General features: G+C 60.5%; 13 protein-coding genes and 1 pseudogene. 8 read left to right on the plus strand and 6 right to left on the minus strand.

Annotated elements, in window-relative coordinates; translation table 11 throughout:
• Positions 1 to 103: 103 nt before the first annotated feature.
• The 3 genes and pseudogenes from LOY43_RS25115 to LOY43_RS25125 all read left to right on the plus strand — a co-directional run bounded on the left by LOY43_RS25115 (position 104) and on the right by LOY43_RS25125 (position 1,820).
• Positions 104 to 850, plus strand: a complete 747-nt coding sequence (locus LOY43_RS25115) for a helix-turn-helix transcriptional regulator (protein WP_095048800.1) — start codon at positions 104 to 106, stop codon at positions 848 to 850.
• A gap of 442 nt (positions 851 to 1,292) precedes the next feature.
• Positions 1,293 to 1,532 carry a type II toxin-antitoxin system RelB/DinJ family antitoxin gene (locus LOY43_RS25120; protein WP_016984130.1) on the plus strand — a complete coding sequence of 80 codons (240 nt, stop codon included), beginning with the start codon at positions 1,293 to 1,295 and terminating at the stop codon, positions 1,530 to 1,532.
• Positions 1,522 to 1,820, plus strand: a pseudogene (locus LOY43_RS25125) (type II toxin-antitoxin system RelE family toxin). Before LOY43_RS25120 ends, LOY43_RS25125 begins: the two are co-directional and overlap by 11 nt.
• A gap of 54 nt (positions 1,821 to 1,874) precedes the next feature.
• Here the strand turns inward: LOY43_RS25125 and LOY43_RS25130 are convergent.
• The 6 genes from LOY43_RS25130 to LOY43_RS25155 are packed head-to-tail and all read right to left on the minus strand — an operon-like array spanning position 1,875 to position 12,070.
• On the minus strand, positions 1,875 to 2,687 hold the full coding sequence (locus LOY43_RS25130) for a YfaP family protein (protein ID WP_258708868.1): 813 nt from the start codon (positions 2,685 to 2,687) through the stop codon (positions 1,875 to 1,877).
• A 3-nt stretch (positions 2,688 to 2,690) separates the two neighbouring features.
• Positions 2,691 to 4,310 (minus strand): DUF2300 domain-containing protein, encoded by a 1,620-nt coding sequence (locus LOY43_RS25135; RefSeq protein WP_258708869.1) that lies wholly within the window; start codon positions 4,308 to 4,310, stop codon positions 2,691 to 2,693.
• 1 nt (position 4,311) lies between these two features.
• Complete coding sequence (locus LOY43_RS25140; protein WP_258708870.1) at positions 4,312 to 8,886, minus strand: alpha-2-macroglobulin; 4,575 nt, start codon at positions 8,884 to 8,886, stop codon at positions 4,312 to 4,314.
• Positions 8,883 to 9,533: a DUF1175 domain-containing protein gene (locus LOY43_RS25145; RefSeq protein WP_095048804.1), complete on the minus strand. Its 651-nt coding sequence runs from the start codon at positions 9,531 to 9,533 to the stop codon at positions 8,883 to 8,885. The genes LOY43_RS25140 and LOY43_RS25145 overlap by 4 nt, the downstream gene beginning before the upstream one ends.
• Positions 9,518 to 11,230 (minus strand): DUF2138 domain-containing protein, encoded by a 1,713-nt coding sequence (locus LOY43_RS25150; protein ID WP_258708871.1) that lies wholly within the window; start codon positions 11,228 to 11,230, stop codon positions 9,518 to 9,520. Before LOY43_RS25150 ends, LOY43_RS25145 begins: the two co-directional genes overlap by 16 nt.
• 48 nt (positions 11,231 to 11,278) lie before the next feature.
• Positions 11,279 to 12,070: a YfaP family protein gene (locus tag LOY43_RS25155; protein ID WP_093434504.1), complete on the minus strand. Its 792-nt coding sequence runs from the start codon at positions 12,068 to 12,070 to the stop codon at positions 11,279 to 11,281.
• 278 nt (positions 12,071 to 12,348) lie between these two features.
• Here LOY43_RS25155 and LOY43_RS25160 point away from each other — a divergent pair, with 278 nt between their 5' ends.
• The 5 genes from LOY43_RS25160 (at position 12,349) to LOY43_RS25180 (ending at position 18,746) form a co-directional block, all read left to right on the plus strand.
• The gene (locus LOY43_RS25160; protein ID WP_258708872.1) at positions 12,349 to 13,494 is read left to right on the plus strand and encodes a Fic family protein; all 1,146 of its coding nucleotides are present in this window, start codon (positions 12,349 to 12,351) and stop codon (positions 13,492 to 13,494) included.
• A 112-nt stretch (positions 13,495 to 13,606) separates the two neighbouring features.
• Positions 13,607 to 13,849 (plus strand): exodeoxyribonuclease VII small subunit, encoded by a 243-nt coding sequence (locus LOY43_RS25165; protein WP_003228627.1) that lies wholly within the window; start codon positions 13,607 to 13,609, stop codon positions 13,847 to 13,849.
• Positions 13,846 to 14,733, plus strand: coding sequence for a (2E,6E)-farnesyl diphosphate synthase (gene ispA / locus LOY43_RS25170; protein WP_258708873.1), 888 nt, complete (start codon positions 13,846 to 13,848; stop codon positions 14,731 to 14,733). The genes LOY43_RS25165 and ispA overlap by 4 nt, the downstream gene beginning before the upstream one ends.
• A gap of 91 nt (positions 14,734 to 14,824) precedes the next feature.
• The gene (gene dxs, locus LOY43_RS25175) at positions 14,825 to 16,723 is read left to right on the plus strand and encodes a 1-deoxy-D-xylulose-5-phosphate synthase (RefSeq protein WP_095048808.1); all 1,899 of its coding nucleotides are present in this window, start codon (positions 14,825 to 14,827) and stop codon (positions 16,721 to 16,723) included.
• 139 nt (positions 16,724 to 16,862) lie between these two features.
• Positions 16,863 to 18,746, plus strand: a complete 1,884-nt coding sequence (locus LOY43_RS25180; RefSeq protein ID WP_258708874.1) for a TonB-dependent receptor domain-containing protein — start codon at positions 16,863 to 16,865, stop codon at positions 18,744 to 18,746.
• Positions 18,747 to 18,752 lie beyond the last annotated feature (6 nt).

Consider the following 18,752-nt stretch of genomic DNA (forward strand, 5'->3'; position numbering starts at 1 on the left):
TAATTTCCCACAAGATCGTCTTACATTCCGTCGCAAAATTCAGCCCGTTTTTGAACGTCTGGTTTATTCAAACCGCTCTGGCACGGCCGTAGACTCCGTGTTTATGAGAAAGAACACTAGCGGTCCAAGATTCAAGGCACTCCTGGAAGCTGCGAACATCTCGACGACGGGTTTCGCAAAGTTCTGGGGCACGGAAGCCCAAAATGTCCACAACTGGTACACCCGGGGCGTCCCGGCGTATCGCATGGAAGAAGTCTCACGCCTGCTGTCCGTCAACAGCGAATGGCTGAAAACCGGCCAAGGCACAAAAGAGCTGCCAAGCCTGACTCCGCCGGCCAGCAACGGCGACAGCTTTGACGCCCACGATCCACAGGGCGCCTACCGATTCATCCATCCCAACGACATCGAACTGGCCTTCTTCAAAGAAACACCCCTGACCAACGGCTCAGACAAAACCCACGTCATCCAGGACCCGGACCTGTCCATTCGCCTGCTGCGCGCCCCACTGGATCAACTGGAAATCCGCCATGCCGACGCCATCTGCGCGCACATGATCGGCAACAGCATGGCCGAACGCATCGAAGACGGCTCCATCGTCGCCATCGACCGCAGCCTGACCCAGGTCGTCGACGGTGAGATCTACGCCATCGAACACGACGGCATGCTGCGCATCAAATACCTGCACCGCATGCCCGGCAACGGCCTGCGCCTGCGCAGCCACAACAACGCCGAATACCCGGACGAAGTCTTCCGCCCGGCACAGATCGAGGAGCAAAGGATTCATATATTGGGCTGGGTGTTCTGGTGGTCGACCGTGAGCAAGCGGCGGCCGGTGGTGCCGTTTCTCTAGAAAACGGTGAGGTCTGTCGGCAAACATCGATCCCTGTGGGAGCGAGCCTGCTCGCGAAGAGGCCCGGACAATCGGTACAAATCTCGGATTTCTGGCGTAGAAGTCGCTCTAAACCGCACTTCAGGCTGGGAATCCACAGCAAAACTCAGTATCCTGCGCCCCACATTTGCGCATCGACCCGCCCCGCGGCTCAGACAGCGCACGACGCGGCAGACCAACGTCTGACCAAGTCCCACAGCCGGACGCAGATCCGGATGTACGTTTTGAAGGCTGGCAAGGCTTACCAAAAATAGGCCAAGCCAGTCCCCGAGAAGCCGGCCACAAGCCGGCTTTTTAATGCCTGAAATAAACCCGGCCTACCGTCTGAAACATAAATTCGCGCTTGTCGAACAGAAGAGCCTCTTGGTACCGTAACGACAAACGTCATTACAGGTATTTCATCATGGCCTCCATCAACATTCGCATCGACGATGATCTGAAGCAGCGCTCCTTCGCCGAACTGGAAAAGCTGGGAGTAACCCCCTCAGAGCTTTTGCGTCAGACACTCCAATACGTCGCCGAGCGAGGCAAGCTACCCTTCAAAGCAGCATTGCTCAGCGAGGAAGATGAAGTACTCATAGCCGTAGTCACCGAACGCCTCGCGGCACCTCAACGAGTCAAGGTAAGTCTGGATGACCTATAACCTTGAATTTGATCGTCGTGCTTTAAAGGAGTGGAACAAACTCGGCGATACGGTTCGCCACCAGTTCAAGAAGAAGCTCACAGAGGTATTGGAGAATCCTCGAATAGAAGCCAATCGACTTCGCGAGCTCCCGGATTGCTACAAAGTGAAGCTGAAAAGCGCTGGCTATCGCCTGATCTATCAGGTCCTTGATCAAGAGATTGTGGTGTTTGTAATCGCAATCGGGAAGCAAGAGAGAGAGAAGCTGCTTACGAGGTTGCGCAGGACCGTCTTTCGCTCCTGCCCTGAGTCGGTCCAATGTCTGCGACCTGAAATTGGGCAGCAACCCGCAGCCCAATTCCCTCACGGATAACTAAACGCCTTAACCAACGTCAGTTCCCCCACCGCCCGCATCGGGATCAAAAACGTCTCCATCTTCTCGCTAGGCGTCCCTTCTTCAGTAATCACCGTCACCTGCGCCGTGCTCAGTGCCTGTACCGCCTCATCTCCACCCTCATCATCCCCGCGATACCCACCGCCGTAATAATTCACATACACCAGATACTGCCCCTTGATCGGCGCCGGCATGGCGAAGATTTCCGGGCCGTAACCGGTGGTCACGTCGACGTCCAGACCGGCGCCGTTGGCGGCGACGCGGTTGCCGTACCAGATGTGCGCGCCGTCAGGGGTGATCAGGTGCAGGTCGAGGTCGGTGCCGTCGCTGTCCCACGCTAGCAACACGCGTAGTTTCGCCGGGGTGGCGCCGCCGCTGGTGTTGAGGAACTGCGTGCGATGACGTTGCTGACCATCGGGGCTGCGTACTTCGACGCTGTTGCTACCGTTGGGGAAGGAGAACGGGCGGTCGAAGCGGCCGCTGTCGTCGATTTTCAGCGGCATGCTCACGCCATTGACGATCAGGCGGCCGGGTTCGTTGTCCTTCCGCGCAGCTTTGATCTCGCCGCTGATGCGGGCAGTGTTGGCCTGACCGACCGGGGTGTTGACCGATGAGGCCGGGTAATTGACGGTCTGGCGGAAGCTTTCGCCCTCGCCTTCGGGTGCGCCGCTGCGCCAGCCGCCGATCGGGGTGTCGAGTTTGACGCCGTCGGCAGCGATGGCTGGCGAGAGCGCAGTCAAGGTGCAGAGCAGCAGCAAGACCTGTGGATAACGGAGTGTCATGGTCTATTCCAGCAAAAGGTGACGGGCGAGCCCTTCGATGTAGGTTTCATCCTGGCCGTTGGGATGTGCTTCAAAGGCCAGGTGCAGATATTCGTGAGTCAAGTCGAGGCGATCCTGCAGGGTCAGTACGCCGCGCACGTAGATACGTTGGCGTTCGCGGTCGACGAAGGGCCTGCCGAACGCCAGTTTGCACACGGCGAAAGTGCTGACTTCGTTGTAGCCGGTTTCGCTTTCCAGTTTCGGGCGCCAGCCGCGTCGTTGTTTCTGCAGCCAGTCTTGCGCGGCGGGCAGTGCCTCGCAGGAGGCGACCGGATTGTCCCAGCGACTGAGGCTGGCGCGCGGGTAGGCGTGCAGCAGAATCGCGTCGTAACGCTGACCGGCATTAGCTTGCTCGACGGCTTGTTGCCAGGCGAGTTTGTCCGGGCCGGGTTGATCGGAGTGATAGGTGACGGTGCTGCCGGCCAGCACGAGGTCTGCCGTCCATGCGGCGATGTTGCGGGATTCGGCCGAGGCTGGACGCGGGGCGACGCGTTGGCGATTGCTGCTGTCGTCGATGCTCAGGCAATCGCCGTTGCGCGTGGCGTTTTGCAGCAGATAAGTGCGGATTGCCACGGCCAGCGCTTTGGCCGCTTCGGTGGGTTCGGGTTTGGCTTCACGCTCAAGGACGCGGGCGACGTATTCTTCGCGATCAAGCCTTGCGATGAGTTTGTCGTTGAGCAGAAACAGTTCGCCATCGCTGTGGATATCCAGTGCGTTGCCATTGGCGAATTCGACGCGGTAATCGCCTTGTAACGGGCCGGACGTCACCACCCGCTCGCCAGTCAGAACCCGCGTAACCGGATAACGCGAGAACAACCCGACTTCAACACAACGCCCCGCTTCCGCCGGCCATGCCGCTGGCAACACAGTCGCCAGTGCCTGCCCGTAATGGCGCAAAACCATCTGGCTGGTGCCACGCCCACCCGCCCAGAGCGGAGATCCGTCCGCGGTCCAACCGGCGAAACCACCCTGGCGCGACTGCGGATCCTGATCGCCGAGCCAGCTCCAGGTTTTCACCCGCAAGCGCCCGCCCAGTTCACCGACGACATTGCCGTCCGCCGCATTCAGCACCACATCGAGCAGCACTCGGCGCGCCTGATCCTGCGCCGGCAACGAGACGAGGACCTTCAGCAACTCAACCACGGAAACCCGTTGAGCCGGCTGCACCGACGGCAAATCCAGCAACCACGAAGGTGCCTGTCGCGCCAGCCAATACGTCCGCCACTCCGCCGCCGCAATCCCCAACCGTGCAGGTTCAAAATACAACCCGCAGGATTTCACCAGTGCCTGATCACGCTCGATCCTGCCGCCCGCCGAGCAGCAATAAACCTCTTCCTTCGACTGTCCGCGACATTCATAGGCCGGCTCACGCGCACCGGTATCGACCAGCCACGCGTATACGAACAATTTCCACAGACTGCCCAACGGGGTATCGAGCGTCTGCGGCAACGGTTCACGAGCGATCAGTTGCGTCTGATTCAGCGATAACAACTCACCCTTATAGGCCACGCGCAACGGCTCATCCTGCGCCGTCGCCAGCGCAGGTATCACACACATCAGCAGCCACAGCAGCGGCCGGTTCATGTCAGTTGACCGTGACCTGACCGAGAGCGGCTTTTGCTTCCTGGGCCTGATGCTGCGGCGCGTAGACTTGTTTGAAACGCACCGGCGGCAGGTTGAACTGGCCCTTCTGCGAGAAACGCACCAGATGACGCAGGCGCAATTCGCCGCTCAGCGCATCCACCGGCACCGCGTAGGCCAGTTGCCCCGGTTCGAAGCGCGCCTTCTCCAGCGCCGTTGGTTCGGTGCCGTCCTTGCCCTGCAACTTGATGCCCCACGTCGTGCGCTCAACATCGGCGCCCGGTGGCAGCGGCACTTCGAGCATGCCGTAACGCAGCGGTTTCGGCGCTTTGCTGGTGAGGATCACTTCGTCCAGATACAGACTGTCACTGGACAACGGCTTGGTGCCGATTGGCTCCAGTTTGAAGGTGAACGCTTCGTCGCCCGGCACCAGTCGCGACAGGCGACGGGTGATGGTCACGGCCATCGGATCGACTGCCGGTTGCTGGGTCTGGAAACTCAACGCCGCGCGCAGCGGACGCTCCTGCGTACCGGACACCGACAACACGCTCGGCACTGGCGTCGCGCCCAGCCACGTCCAGTACATCTCGCCGCTGGCTCCGTAGTTCTTCTTCCAGCCTTCACCCGGCGTTAGTGCAATGGTCGGCGACGCCTGGGCGATGCTGCGTTGCAGCCAGGTCAGCGCCAGCGCACGTTCGAGGGTCGATTGCTGCGGCAGCAAACGTTGCAACAACGCCGTAGCACGCGCCTGATCGAACGCTTGCAGCGACAGGTTCAGCGCCTCGGCGAACGGCTGCGAACTGACCGCCAGACGCTGTTGCGCAGCCCCTACCTGACGATTGAACGCTTCCGGCAAGGTAACCTTCGACTGCGTGGCCAACGATGCGGTCAATACCCGCGCCACCGCCAGACCGAGCGCCGAATCCGGGTCGCTCATCACCAGACTGTCTTCGCCGTCGTCCATCAGGGTTTCGGCGCTGCCTTCACCGGCCTTGGCCAGATCCTCCATCAAGCCGCTGAGCAAGGTGTTCACCGGCAAATGCATCTGCTTGGCAAACGACAGAATCAGCGCCCGTTGCAGCAATGGCGTGTTCGGCGCTTGCTTGGCGTAGACCTCCAGCACTCGCTGCCAATGCTCCGGCGGCAAGGTCAATTCCAGCACCTGGCTAGCGTTCCAGTCGGCGTAGTAAGCGTAAGCCGTGAGGAACGCATCCGGTTCACCGTCGTAGCCCCACCAGGTGAAGCTCGCCGACGGCCCGGCCATTTGCACCAGACGCAGACGGCTGTTCTGCATGATCAGGCGCAAGCGATCACGAATCTGTGGATTCGATGCCAGCGATGGATAGGCAATGCTCAACGGCAGCAACCGGCTGGCAGTCTGCTCGACGCCGCCATACGGATAGCTGAGCAGATCATCGAGTGCCGAGCGGAACAACGCTTGAGGGCTGTCATCCAGACGCAGGCGAATATCGGTGGCGTCGGCCGGCAGACTCAACGGTGTGTCACCGCTGGCGACATCAAGGCTTTGCGTCTGCGTCACTTGCCAGCCGTCACCGGTCGCACTCAGGCGCACGGCGAGGGAGTCGGCGGTCTTGCCGTCCTGCACCAACTCCGCCGTCCATTCGCCGGAAGCCAATGTGAACGCCGGCAGCGGCAGATAATTGATGCCGTTGTTCAGGGTCACCGGCAGACGCTGTTCGGCGCCCGCATAGTGAGTGACCAGTTCAGCCTTGACCGGTTTCTCGGCTTGGCTGAAGGCGAACACGCCGAGTTGCGGCTGATCGCCCTTACGGAATTTGCTCGGCCCGCTCCACTTCAGGTACAGCGGTTTTTCCGAGCGGACGAACTGCTTCTTCTGCCCGACCTGACCGTCATCGGCAATGGCGCGGGCAGTGATGCGCCAGCGGGTCAGCGAGTCCGGCATCTTGAAGGTGAAACGGGTTTTGCCGTCGGCACCGGTCAACAACTCCGGCTGCCACGCAGCGGTATCGACGTCCTCACGACGCGGCCGCTCCAGCACTTTTACACCACGCTCGCTGCGGTTGGCTTTGCCCGGTGCACCGGGGCTGCCCGGCAACGCGACGTCGTAACTGATGAACGACAGGCTGGCGCTGGTGCGCACGTTGTTACGGCGCGGGTGATAGAAGAACTGGTCAATGGTCGGCGCGACTTCCGGTTGCAGCGCATAGACCATTTCGTCGACGACGCTAACGGTCAGATGCGCCGGTACTGCTTTGCCGGCGAACTGGGTGGCCAGGTCAACCGTGACCGTGTCGCCCGGCAGGTACACCGCTTTGTCGGTGCTGATCGCCACGTCGATTTGCGGCGCGACCACTTTGATCCCGGCGTTCTGGAAGCTGTACTGACCACCCTTGGTGTAGAGCACGGAGAAGGTCAGGTTCGGTGCAAAATTGTCCTTCACCGGGATGCGCGCGCGGTATTGGGTGTCGCTGAGTTTTTCCAGTTTCAACCAGTCACCGCCCTTGGCGAGCAGCGCGGTGGCTTCGACTTTGTCGCGTTCCAGCGAGAGCAATGCATCGCTGACCGGTTCCGGGAAAGTGATCAGCGCCAGCGCTTCATCGCCGGCCTTGTACTCAGGCTTGTCGAGGACGATTTCCACAGTGCCCGGCACGGCTTTGACGCCATCGCCAGTGACCGAATGACCGGTGGCGCCGAGGACGCGACCGTGTTGATCTTTCAAGGTCAGGTTGTAAGTACCCGGACGATCAAACGCCAGACTGAAGCCCTTGTCCGTCGCCGCGAGTTTGCCTTCACCGGTGCTCTGGTCTTCCAGCCGCACCCAGCCATACGTGCTCGGCGTCACCGCTTTGCTTTGTTCGCTGCCGCCCTCGTTGGCGTAGCTGAACGCAACCTTGTCACCGACCGCACTGAAGCGTTGCGGCGCGCTCAGGCGGAAGCTCGCAGCGCCACGGTCGATTAGAATTTCCTTGGTGGTCTTGACCCGATACGCCGCGCCATCGCTGGCGAACACGGTGAGCATGTAGCGGCTCGGCTTGTCGGCGGCCGGCAGGTCGAGGGTCGCGCTGCCCTTGCTGTCGGTGGTCAGTTCGGTGCTGGTCAGCTCCACCGGGAATTGCCCGAGGTATTGCAGCTCGTTGTCGACCATCGACAGTTGCTGGGCACGCAAGCTCAGGGTCAGTTTGGCGTTAGCCACCGGTTTGCCGTCCGGATACAGCAGCACCAGACTGCCTTTGACCGACTCGCCGGTGCGGTAATCCTGCTTGGCCAGGTTCAACGAAATTTCGAAGTGTGGCTTGATGTACTCGGCGACACGGAAGGCGCTGCTGTAAGCCTGATCCTTATAGTTGAAACGGATCTCGTAACCCCCGGCCACGGCGTTGTCCGGCAACTGGAAGCGGCCCTGAGTGCCGGCCTTCGAATCGAGTTTCAGGTCGAGGTGTTGCAACTCAGTGCCTGTGGCGTCAAGCACGCTGACCGTGACATCTGCAGCACCCGGCAACACCGAATCCCGCGCATTCTTGAACTCCCGACCAACGATTTTCAGCGACACCCAATCACCTGGGCGATACAGCGGCCGGTCGGTGAACGCGTAGAGTTTGGTGTCGTAGATTTCGCTGTCGTAATAGAAGTTTTCGGAGACGAACACCCCGCCCTCTTCGTCCTCGCCGATGACGAACGAACGCTCCGGGCTGACATGTTTCAGGCGCAGCAAACCGTCAGTATCGGTGGCACCGCTGCTCATCACGCCGAGGCCGTCGGTCCACAGCACATTGACCTTCGGTACCGAACTGCCTTCGTGTTTGCGCGCGGCCCAGACCAGCAATTCATCGCCGGCAATCTTGCTCACCGCGACGGTGTTGGAGACGAACACCATGGTGGTTGCGCGGTACTTGCCGATCAACGCTTCGACCAGATACAGACCCGGCTTCAGATTGCCCAACGGGATATAAACGTTACCCGGCGCGACGCTGACGAAATCGCTCGAAGACCCGGCCAGATTGACCCCGGCCGGCGGCTGAATCGGCTTGGCCTGCCACAACGGATAACGGAACTGGCTGACCACCGGTAGACCCGGAATCAACGCGAATTGCGGCTGCGCGTCATACGGAGTAGGCGCGACCATGGCGTTGCCCATCTTCAGTTCCGGCACTTCCTCGGTGACTTGTTTGCGCGACTCATAGGAGAACGCGCGCTGCATCACCCGACGGGATTTGCGGTACCAGTTGTCCCACAGGTACGCGAGGGTGTTGGACAGGCCTTCACCCTTGAACTGGCCGTCGCTGACCACGCGATGCAGGTTCTTCTGGCGCTTGAGGAAATCCAGCGGTTTGTCGATCCGGTACACACGAATATCCGCGCCGCCGTAAGGTTCCATGCGGAAACGACGATAGTCGCGGCCCGGCGCTTCGAGACGGACCATTGCCTGTTCATCAGCAGCAAAGCTGCTATCAGCCAGCAGGAAAAAGCTTTCGCCCGAGACCGGCGTGTAGCCGCTCGGCTCGACCGAATCTTCGGCGCTGACGGTAGCCACTGGCAGCAACAGCGCCAGCAGCAAAGGAATTCGGGAGCAGAGTCGCAACATGCGGGCACCGGTCATTGGGAGAGAAAGTTCAGTCGATAGACGCCGATGAAGTTGGGGTTGGCTGCGTCGGGTATCCATCGGGTGTCCTTCCATGTCATGAGTTGCTGCAGGCTTGCCGAACGCATGCCGTTGTCAGTCGGGGTGGTGGTGCCGGTGTGATAGGCGATGTAGCGGCCCATCCAGATCATCAGGTGCTGGTCGTCGCCCTGATCGAAAAACATCAGGTCACCGGGCCGCGCCTGCGACACGTCACGGCTGACCAAATGGCTGTTGAACTGAATCAGTTTGATCGCGTTGACGTACGGCCCGACCTTGCCGCCGCCCTGCTGCCATTGCTGGGCGAGCTTGCGCTGATCGTCGCTCAGCGAGAGCTCCGGCGGCAGGTAGCGATTGGACAGGCCATTGCTGCGCAGCCATTTTTCGTCATGGACTTTCAGCGCTTCGTTGGCAGCGAAACGTACCAGCCCGGCACAGTCCTGCTGATACCAGCGCGGACTTGGGCCTTGGCTCAGTTGCTCTTGGGCGATGCGCACGAACCAGGCGCGAAACACCTGGGATTGCGCCGGATCGAGTGCGGGTGCTTCGACGGCTCGGGCGCCCGCACTGAGCAACAGCGCGAGCAGGCCGAGGCTGCGGATCAGTGTCGTCACAGCGCTTTCCATTCCAGCGGCAACCATTGCCAGTGGCCGTCAGGCTCGCTGCCTTCCGGCAGCGTCAGCGCGTATTTGCCGTAGCCGCCGAGGGTGCGCAGTTTCGGAATCAGATAGGTTTGCGCGGCGTTGTAGAACACCGGTTCCATGTCTTGCGGCAGGCTGTCGAGGGTTTCCTGCTGCATCAGTTGCGCCATCGAGTCCGGGCCGAAGTAGATCGGCATCAGCACGTCTTTGGGCAGCACGTCAGCCATCGGCGGGAAGCGTTTGTCGAGGGTGCCGAGGGCCTTGTCGACCAGTTTGTCGTCGAGGGAAAACAGCAGTGTCGAGCCGTGACGGGCGAGGCTGACTTTCATGAAGGCCTTGCCGGAAATCGCGTCCGGGTTCTGCGCCGTCTTCGCCGCATAAGGGCCAAAGTTGGAGCTGACCTGACGCTGCCAGACGTGGTTTTGGCCTTCTTGCTTCTCGACTACCGGGAACACGTTTTCTTCGACGTTGGCTTCGAATGCACCGACCATCGAACCGAACAGTTTGCCAAGATCACCGTCGAGTTTGCTGCTGTCCTCGTCTTTCAGACTGGCCACCAGCAATGGCGTGTACAACCGCGAGTCGGCGTACCAGCACAGGCCTGCCGCGCCGGCCACATGTTCGGTGAGGGTCTGCGCTACCGCTTCTTCGGCGCCGAGTTTTACCAGCAATGGTTTTTGCGGTTCGGCCGCGACCGGCAAGGTTACGCAGGCACTGGCGCCCAGCGGCATTGCTTGCCAGACCGGTTTGAAATCGAAGTCGGGCTGATTGTCCAGCTCGTCCATGGCGAGGTAGCTGTGCCAGCCCTTGTCGTCCATGTCGAAGCGCAGCCCGGCGAAGTTCGGGATGAAACGTTGATAGCCCATGGCCAGAACGCTGGAGTTGACCGACAAGCGTTGTTTGGTTTCCGGGGCTTTCGCCGGCAGACCGAACGCTTCGGGGAACAGTTTTTCGCCATTGAGCAGCGCCGCCAGCGCTTGTGGCGAGACATGGCCCGATTCTTCGGAGACGCCGCTTTCCGGGTCGTAATACTTGGCCGGGTTCGACAGCACTACCAGTTTGTCGCCGTGGGAAGCGAACAGCAGCGCTTTGCTGGCGTTATAGGTCAGTTGGTACAGCGGCACGCTATCGCCGCCGACTTTGAGTTCGCCCATCTGACTGAACTGCGTGTCATCCAGCGCTACTTTCGCCAGCGGCTCGAGCAGTTTTGCCAGCCCACCACGGTCCATCACCAGCAGGAAATCTTTCAAGCGCCCATCCGCGCCACGCCACAACGCAACGTCGGCCGGTTGATCGAAAAGCTGCTCGATCAGGCTGTCCTGCAACTTCAGGTCATGCTCGTAGATGATCCGGCGCAGACTGCCGATCAAGCCGAGGCGATCAGCATGGGTCTCGTAGTAGAAGACGAAATCTTCGGTCAGCGTGGCCTTGAGGAACGGCACCGTCAGCAGGTCCTTGGGCAACTGGCTAAGCGAGCGGGTTTCCAGCAGTGCATCGGGGCGGCTCAGGCCGAGCTTGTCACTGGCCAATTCCGCCGGCGGCGCCTTGGGCTTGAGCAACAGCCAGCCAAAACCACCCGCTACACCGGCCACCAGGCACAACCCGGCCAGCAGCAAGGGCCAGCGCCGCGAAGGTTTGGCCGCTGGCGTGTCGGCAGCCGAAGTAACAGTGTTATCGCTCATCTTTTCGCTCATTTCCCAAAGCTCAGGATTTCATCCGTGGCGGAATGCTTAATAGTTGAAAGTCTTGACCAGCAGCAGATCACCGATCGCCCGCAGGGGCACGATGAACGTTTCGCGTTTTTCGTCGACGGTGTTTTCGTTGAGCACCAGCGTGATTTGCGAGGTGATCACCTCGTTCTGGTTGCTGGTCTCCTCGAAGTTATAGCCGCCGTTGCCGAAGTTGCCCCAATAGTTGACGTAAACCAGATAAGTGCCATGCAGCGGCGCAGTCATGGTGAACATTTCCGGACCGGGTCCATCGACGCCATCCGGGTCAAGACCGCCGCCATTACTCAGCGCCGGCTGCGCCCAGAACGCATGCTGACCGTCAGGCGTGACAATGTGCAGATCGAGCTCGGCTTTCGGATCGTCCCAGCCCAAGACAAGACGAATTCGCGCCGGCGTGCGCAAATTGTTTGCTTCATAAAATTGCACGCGCTTGAGCGACTGGCCCTCGGCGCTGATCACTTCGACGCTGTTGGAGCCGGCGCCGAACGCGTAGGGCCGGGCGAAACGGCCCTGGTCGTCGGTGTACAGATTCAGTGGATTGCCATTTACGGCGAGGCTGTGCGGCGGGCGCATGTGGCCGATGGCTTTGAGCTGGCCCTGGATCATCGTGCGATTGCGCTGAATGCCGCGATCAATCGGCGGCGTCGGGTAGGCGACTTGCGGGTTTTCCGTGCGATCGAGCAAGCCGTGATAGCGCCAGCCGCCCACCGGTTCCGACAGTTCAGCGCTCGGCGCGGCCGACAGCGCGGGCGCGCAGGCCAGGCCGATCAGCAGCCAAAGAAATGAACGCATGTAATGCCTCCTGCCATGCCTGAACGAAACCTTGCACCCGATCCTCGGTACTTCACAGCGGTGAAAACTGCGTTTCGTCTGAAAGACCCGTGACTATGGGGTCGTAGAAGGCGCGAAGATTAGCGATTCGGCGGTTTTTTAACAATCAGATACATGTGCTGTTGCTGTAGGAATCAAGCCAATCCGGTGGACGGTGAGCCGAATAGGCCTCATATTCGGCTCACAAAATGAGCCGAATAGCATTTCTATTCGGCTCACGGACTCAAGGCAGGCAACGAATGGCAACTTACTGGATCTGGCAGCAGCCCGATTGGCCCGACTTCAACTGGCAGGCGGAACGCCTGGCACCGTTGTTGCGCGAGTGTGTACAGGCCCAAGGTCAGTTGATGGGTATGGCCGGTTCGGTAGGTGACTCTTTGGGGGCTCAGACCGCACTGGACGCCCTTTTGCAGAATATCGTGACGTCTTCGGCCATCGAAGGTGAGCAACTGAATGTCGGCTCCGTGCGGTCATCCTTGGCGCGACGTTTGGGCCTGGAGTTGATCGACGGCGATAAAGTCAGCCAACGCAGTGAAGGTCTGGCGCAACTCATGCTTGATGCCACCCGTCGATTTGCCGAACCGTTGATACTGGAGCGCTTGCTGGAATGGCACCAATGGCTGTTTCCCGATCAAGAGGCTGACCTTACTGCGCGCTCAATGCATGTGGGTGCGCTACGCGGTGACGAGCCAATGCAGGTGGTTTCGGGTCGCATTGATCGTCCAACAGTTCATTTCGAGGCGCCACCTCGCCAAGGTCTTGAGCAGCAGCTCGACCAATTTCTCCAATGGTTCGAGGCCAGCCAGCATCAGACAGCACTGGACCCGATGCTTCGTGCGGGCATCGCCCATTTCTGGTTCGTCACCTTGCATCCGTTCAACGATGGCAACGGCCGTCTGACCCGCACCATCACTGATCTGGCGCTGGCACAGGGCGAAGCGCAAGCCATCCGTTTCTACGCCATGTCGGCGAGCATTCTGGATGATCGGTCCGGCTACTATCGGATTCTGGAATCGAGTCAAAAAGCCACACTGGACATCACTGAATGGCTCACATGGTTCCTGCAAACCTTGCTACGCAGTCTGCAACAAGCCATCACCCGCATTGAAAGCGTGCTGGGCAAGACGCGTTTCTGGCAGGCACACCGCGAGTCCGAACTTTCGGCGGAGCAGGTCAAAGTGCTCAATCGTCTGCTCGACGGCGGCGAGCGGAGCTTTGAGCACGGCATCAGTGCCGGGCAATATCAAGCGGTGGCGAAAGTGTCGAAGGCCACAGCAACCCGACACCTTGCGGAGTTGCTGGAGAAAGGTTGCCTTCAACGCTTGCCGGGAGGGGGTCGTAGCACCCGCTATCAGATCAACTATCCCGACAGAGCTACACATTAATCTCACCCAGCACAGAGCCATTTCTGTCCTTGAGAGCCGGCCCGCTCATTTGCCCATAACCCCCCTATCTGCTAGTGTCGCGCCGGTTTAACGTCAACCGGAAATCGCCGCCATGGCCCGCAAAAAAGCTGCACTGGATTTCGAACAGTCCCTCGCCGACCTGCAAACATTGGTCGAGCGTCTGGAGAACGGTGAATTGTCGCTGGAAGACTCGCTGACCGCTTTCGAGCAGGGCATCGGTCTGACCCGTGACTGCCAGGCAGCGCTGGCGCAAGCCGAGCAGAAGGTGCAAGTGCTGCTGGAGCGCGATGGCGAACTCGCCGAGGAACCCTTCGACGCGGAACAGCCAGAATGATTGCGGCGTACACGGCGACCAGCCAGACCCGGGTTAACGCGGCTCTGGAAACCCTGTTCAACGCGCCGTTGCCGGAATTGGCGCGGCTTTATGACGCCATGCGCTACAGCGTGATGAACGGCGGCAAACGCGTGCGTCCGCTGCTGGCCTACGCCGCGTGCGAAGCGCTCGGTGGCAACGCTGAACAGGCCAACGGTGCAGCCTGCGCGGTTGAGCTGATCCACGCTTATTCGCTGGTTCACGATGATTTGCCGGCGATGGACGACGACGATCTGCGTCGCGGCCAGCCCACCACCCACAAAAAATTCGATGAAGCCTGCGCGATTCTTGCCGGTGATGGTTTGCAGAGCCTGGCTTTCAGTGCCCTGCTCGACCCGCGCCTGAGCGATTGCAGCAGTGACATCCGCCTGCAAATGGTCACCGCGCTGGCTAATGCCGCAGGCCCGGCAGGCATGGTCGGCGGTCAAGCCATCGACCTCGGTTCGGTCGGTCTCAAACTCGATCAGAAAGCCCTCGAACAGATGCACCGGCACAAGACCGGCGCACTGATCGAAGTCAGCGTCAAACTCGGTGCTCTGGCCAGCGGCCGTGCCGAGCAGGATGAACTCCGTGCCCTGCAGACTTATGCACAGGCCATCGGCCTGGCCTTTCAGGTGCAGGACGACATCCTCGATGTCGAAAGCGATACCGAAACCCTCGGTAAACGCCAGGGCGCCGACATCGCCCGCGACAAACCGACCTATCCGGCCCTACTTGGTCTCGACGCTGCCAAGGCTTACGCGCTGGAACTGCGCGATCAGGCCCTGCACGCCCTGCGACCGTTTGACGCGGCGGCCGAGCCCTTGCGCGAGCTGGCCCGGTATATCGTCGAGCGGCGCAACTGACGGCGTATCCGCCAAAAAAGACCAACGCGTGGGCAGGGGGCGATGCATCAGGTAAACTGCGGCATCTTTTATACCTATAACGATTCGCCTGATGCCCACGACGTTTCATGAGATTCCCCGCAAGCGCCCGACCACGCCCCTGCTCGACCGCGCGAACACGCCGGACGGCCTGCGCCGGTTAGGCGAAGCCGAGCTGGAAACCCTGGCTGATGAGTTGCGCCTGGAATTGCTCTACACGGTCGGCCAGACCGGTGGGCATTTCGGTGCCGGCCTGGGCGTCATCGAGCTGACCATCGCGTTGCATTACGTCTTCGACACCCCGGACGACCGGCTGGTGTGGGACGTGGGTCATCAGGCGTATCCGCACAAGATCCTCACCGGTCGCCGCACGCGCATGGAATCGCTGCGCCAGAAGGACGGCATCGCCGCGTTCCCGCGTCGCGCCGAGAGCGAGTACGACACCTTTGGCGTCGGCCACTCCAGCACTTCGATCAGCGCAGCATTGGGCATGGCCATCGCCGCCCGCCTGCAAAACAGTGATCGCAAGGCGATTGCGGTGATCGGCGACGGCGCGTTGACCGCTGGCATGGCCTTCGAGGCGCTGAACCATGCGCCGGAAGTGAACGCCAACATGCTGGTGATCCTCAACGACAACGACATGTCGATCTCGCGCAATGTCGGCGGTCTGTCGAACTATCTGGCGAAGATCCTTTCCAGCCGCACCTACGCAAGCATGCGCGAGGGCAGCAAGAAAGTCCTGTCGCGCCTACCCGGCGCCTGGGAAATCGCCCGCCGCACCGAAGAATACGCCAAAGGCATGTTGGTTCCCGGCACGCTGTTTGAAGAGCTGGGCTGGAACTACATCGGCCCGATCGACGGCCACGATTTGCCAACCCTGATCGCCACCCTGCGCAACATGCGCGATCTGAAGGGCCCGCAGTTCCTGCACATCGTCACCAAGAAAGGCAAAGGCTTCGCCCCGGCGGAAGTCGACCCGATCGGTTACCACGCGATCACCAAACTCGAACCACTGGACGCCCCGGCCGCAGCGCCGACAAAGACTGGCGGACCGAAGTATTCGGCCGTGTTCGGCGAGTGGCTGTGCGACATGGCGGCGGCGGATCCACGTCTGGTCGGGATTACCCCGGCGATGAAGGAAGGCTCGGATCTGGTGGCGTTCAGCGAACGCTTCCCGCTGCGCTACTTCGACGTGGCGATTGCCGAGCAGCACGCGGTGACGTTCGCTGCCGGCATGGCCTGCGAAGGCGCGAAACCGGTGGTGGCGATCTACTCGACATTCCTCCAGCGCGGTTACGACCAACTGGTGCATGACGTAGCGGTGCAGAACCTCGACGTGCTGTTCGCCATCGACCGTGCTGGCCTGGTGGGCGAAGACGGCCCGACCCACGCTGGCAGCTTCGATCTGTCCTACCTGCGTTGCATCCCGGGCATGGTCATCATGACCCCGAGTGATGAAAACGAACTGCGCAAAATGCTCACCACCGGCCACCTGTACAACGGCCCGGCGGCTGTGCGCTATCCACGCGGTACCGGCCCGAACGCGACGATCGACAAAGACCTCGAGCCGATTGAAATCGGCAAAGGCATCGTCCGTCGTCAGGGCAGCAAAGTCGCTTTGCTGGTGTTCGGTGTGCAACTGGCCGAGGCGCTGAAGGTGGCTGAAAAACTCGATGCCACCGTGGTCGACATGCGTTTCGTCAAACCGCTGGATGAAGAGTTGGTGCGCGAGATTGCCGGCAGTCATGAGTTGCTGGTGACCATCGAGGAGAACGCGATCATGGGCGGCGCCGGTGGCGCGGTCAGTGAATTCCTCGCGCGGGAGAACATCCTCAAGTCGATGCTGCATCTGGGTTTGCCTGACGTTTACGTCGAGCACGCAAAACCGGCGCAGATGCTGGCTGAGTGCGGGCTGGATGAGGCGGGGATCGAAGCGTCGATTCGTGAGCGTCTGGCCTTACTCGACAAATAAACGCATTACCCTTGTGGGAGCGAGCCTGCTCGCGAAAGCGGACTGTCAGTCAATACATTGCTGACTGATTCACCGCATTCGCGAGCAGGCTCGCTCCCACATTTGATTTGTGTACACCTGAAACACCAGTGGACTGTCCATGAACCTCTCGCGCCTCGCCCTGCCCTTCCTCCTGCTGCCAGCCGCCAACGCCCTCGCCGACACCTTCGAGCGTGATCAGGCACTGAAACTGCCGGACATGCTTATCTCAGCCAACCGCCAGGTCGAAGCCCGCAACGACAGCAGCGCCGCCAACACGGTGTTCACCCGTGAAGACATCGACCGCCTGCAGCCGAGTGACGTGCCGGACCTGCTAAGGCGCGTCCCTGGTGTGCAAGTGGCGCAGGCCGGCGGGCGCGGCAGCCTGCCGGGGATCTACATTCGCGGCACGCAGTCGGCGCAGAGTCTGGTGTTGGTCGACGGCCAGCGTATCGGCAGCTCCACTTCCGGCGACAGCAACCTGCAGCATCTGAACATCGAGCAAATCGAACGGGTGGAAGTGCTGCGCGGTTCGCGTTCGGTGATTTACGGCAGCGATGCGATTGGCGGGGTGATTCAGATCTTCACCCGGCGCGGCACTGAGCAAGGTTTGCAGCCACGGATGCACGTCGGTTTCGGCAGCAACCAAACGTGGGAACGCAGCCTCGGCTTGTCCGGTGGCGACGCGAAAACCCGCTTCAATCTCGGCGCCAGTCTCGATGAGACTGCCGGGATTGATCGTACCCATGAGTCGTATCCAAGCGATGGCGATCACGACGCCTACCGCAATAAATCCGTCAGCCTGAGCCTGAGTCATGCGCTGACTGATGACATCGAAGTCGGCGCCAATCTGCTGGATAGCCGTGGCAAGAGCGAGTTCGACAACCCGTTCGGCCGCTTCGACATGAACACCTTCGAATCGGTCCAACAGCAGCCGTACAGCGATTTCAACGTCAGTAGCGTCAGCAGTTACGTCGATGCCCGGGTCAACGAGATCTGGAAAACCCGCGTCGAGGTCGGCCACACCGAGAATCGCGAGAAGACCCTCGACAAGCTCAGCGACGAACGCACCGTGTTCAACACCTACCGCGACTCGGTGAACTGGCAGAACGACCTGACACTGGACGCACGCAACAGCCTGATCCTCGGCGGCGACTGGTACGAAGACCGGGTCAACAGCAGCACCGCATTCGACGAAGACAGCCGCTGGAACCGCGCCGCATTCATCCAGCATCGCTATCAGGCCGACAGCTTCTCCACGGAACTGGGTCTGCGTCACGACGACAACCAGCAATTCGGCAGCCAGAACACCTGGAGTGGCACGTTCACTCTGCCGCTGAATCCGGACAATGATCTGTTGCTGAGCTATAGCGAAGGCTTTCGTGCGCCGACTTTCAACGATCTGTACTACCCCGACTTCAGCAACCCGGATTTGAAACCGGAAACCTCGAAAAGCTATGAGTTGCAGTGGCGCAGTCAGTTGACTGACAGCAGCCGTCTGGAGGCGTCGATCTATCGTACGGATCTGGAAGACGCGATCATTTTCGGCAGTAACTCACGCCCGGAAAACGTCGCTTCGGCGCGGATCAACGGTTTTGAAGCAGCGCTGAAGCACGAACTGTTCGACTGGCAGAGCAATCTTGGCCTTTCGATCATCGATCCGCGTGATCGCAATACTGGGCACACCCTGGCCCGGCGCGCGCGACGCACGTTGAGTTGGGATCTGGATCGGCAATTTGATCAAGTCAGCTTCGGCGCCAGTTGGCAGGCGGTCAGCAGCAGTTATGACGACCTGACAAATGAAAACCCACTGGGTGGTTATGCGTTGTTCGGCTTGCGCAGCAGTTGGGCGTTGAACCGCGAGATCAAGCTGGATCTGAAGGTCGATAATGTTTTCGACAAAGGTTACAGCCGGGCGAACTACAGCTATGACGGCAGCCAGTATGGTTATCGCGAGGAAGGTCGGATGTGGATGTTTGGGGTGACTTGGACTCCCCAGCTTTGATTTGAA

Origin of the sequence: Pseudomonas sp. B21-041, from assembly GCF_024748675.1 — a bacterium.
Lineage (GTDB): Bacteria > Pseudomonadota > Gammaproteobacteria > Pseudomonadales > Pseudomonadaceae > Aquipseudomonas > Aquipseudomonas neuropathica.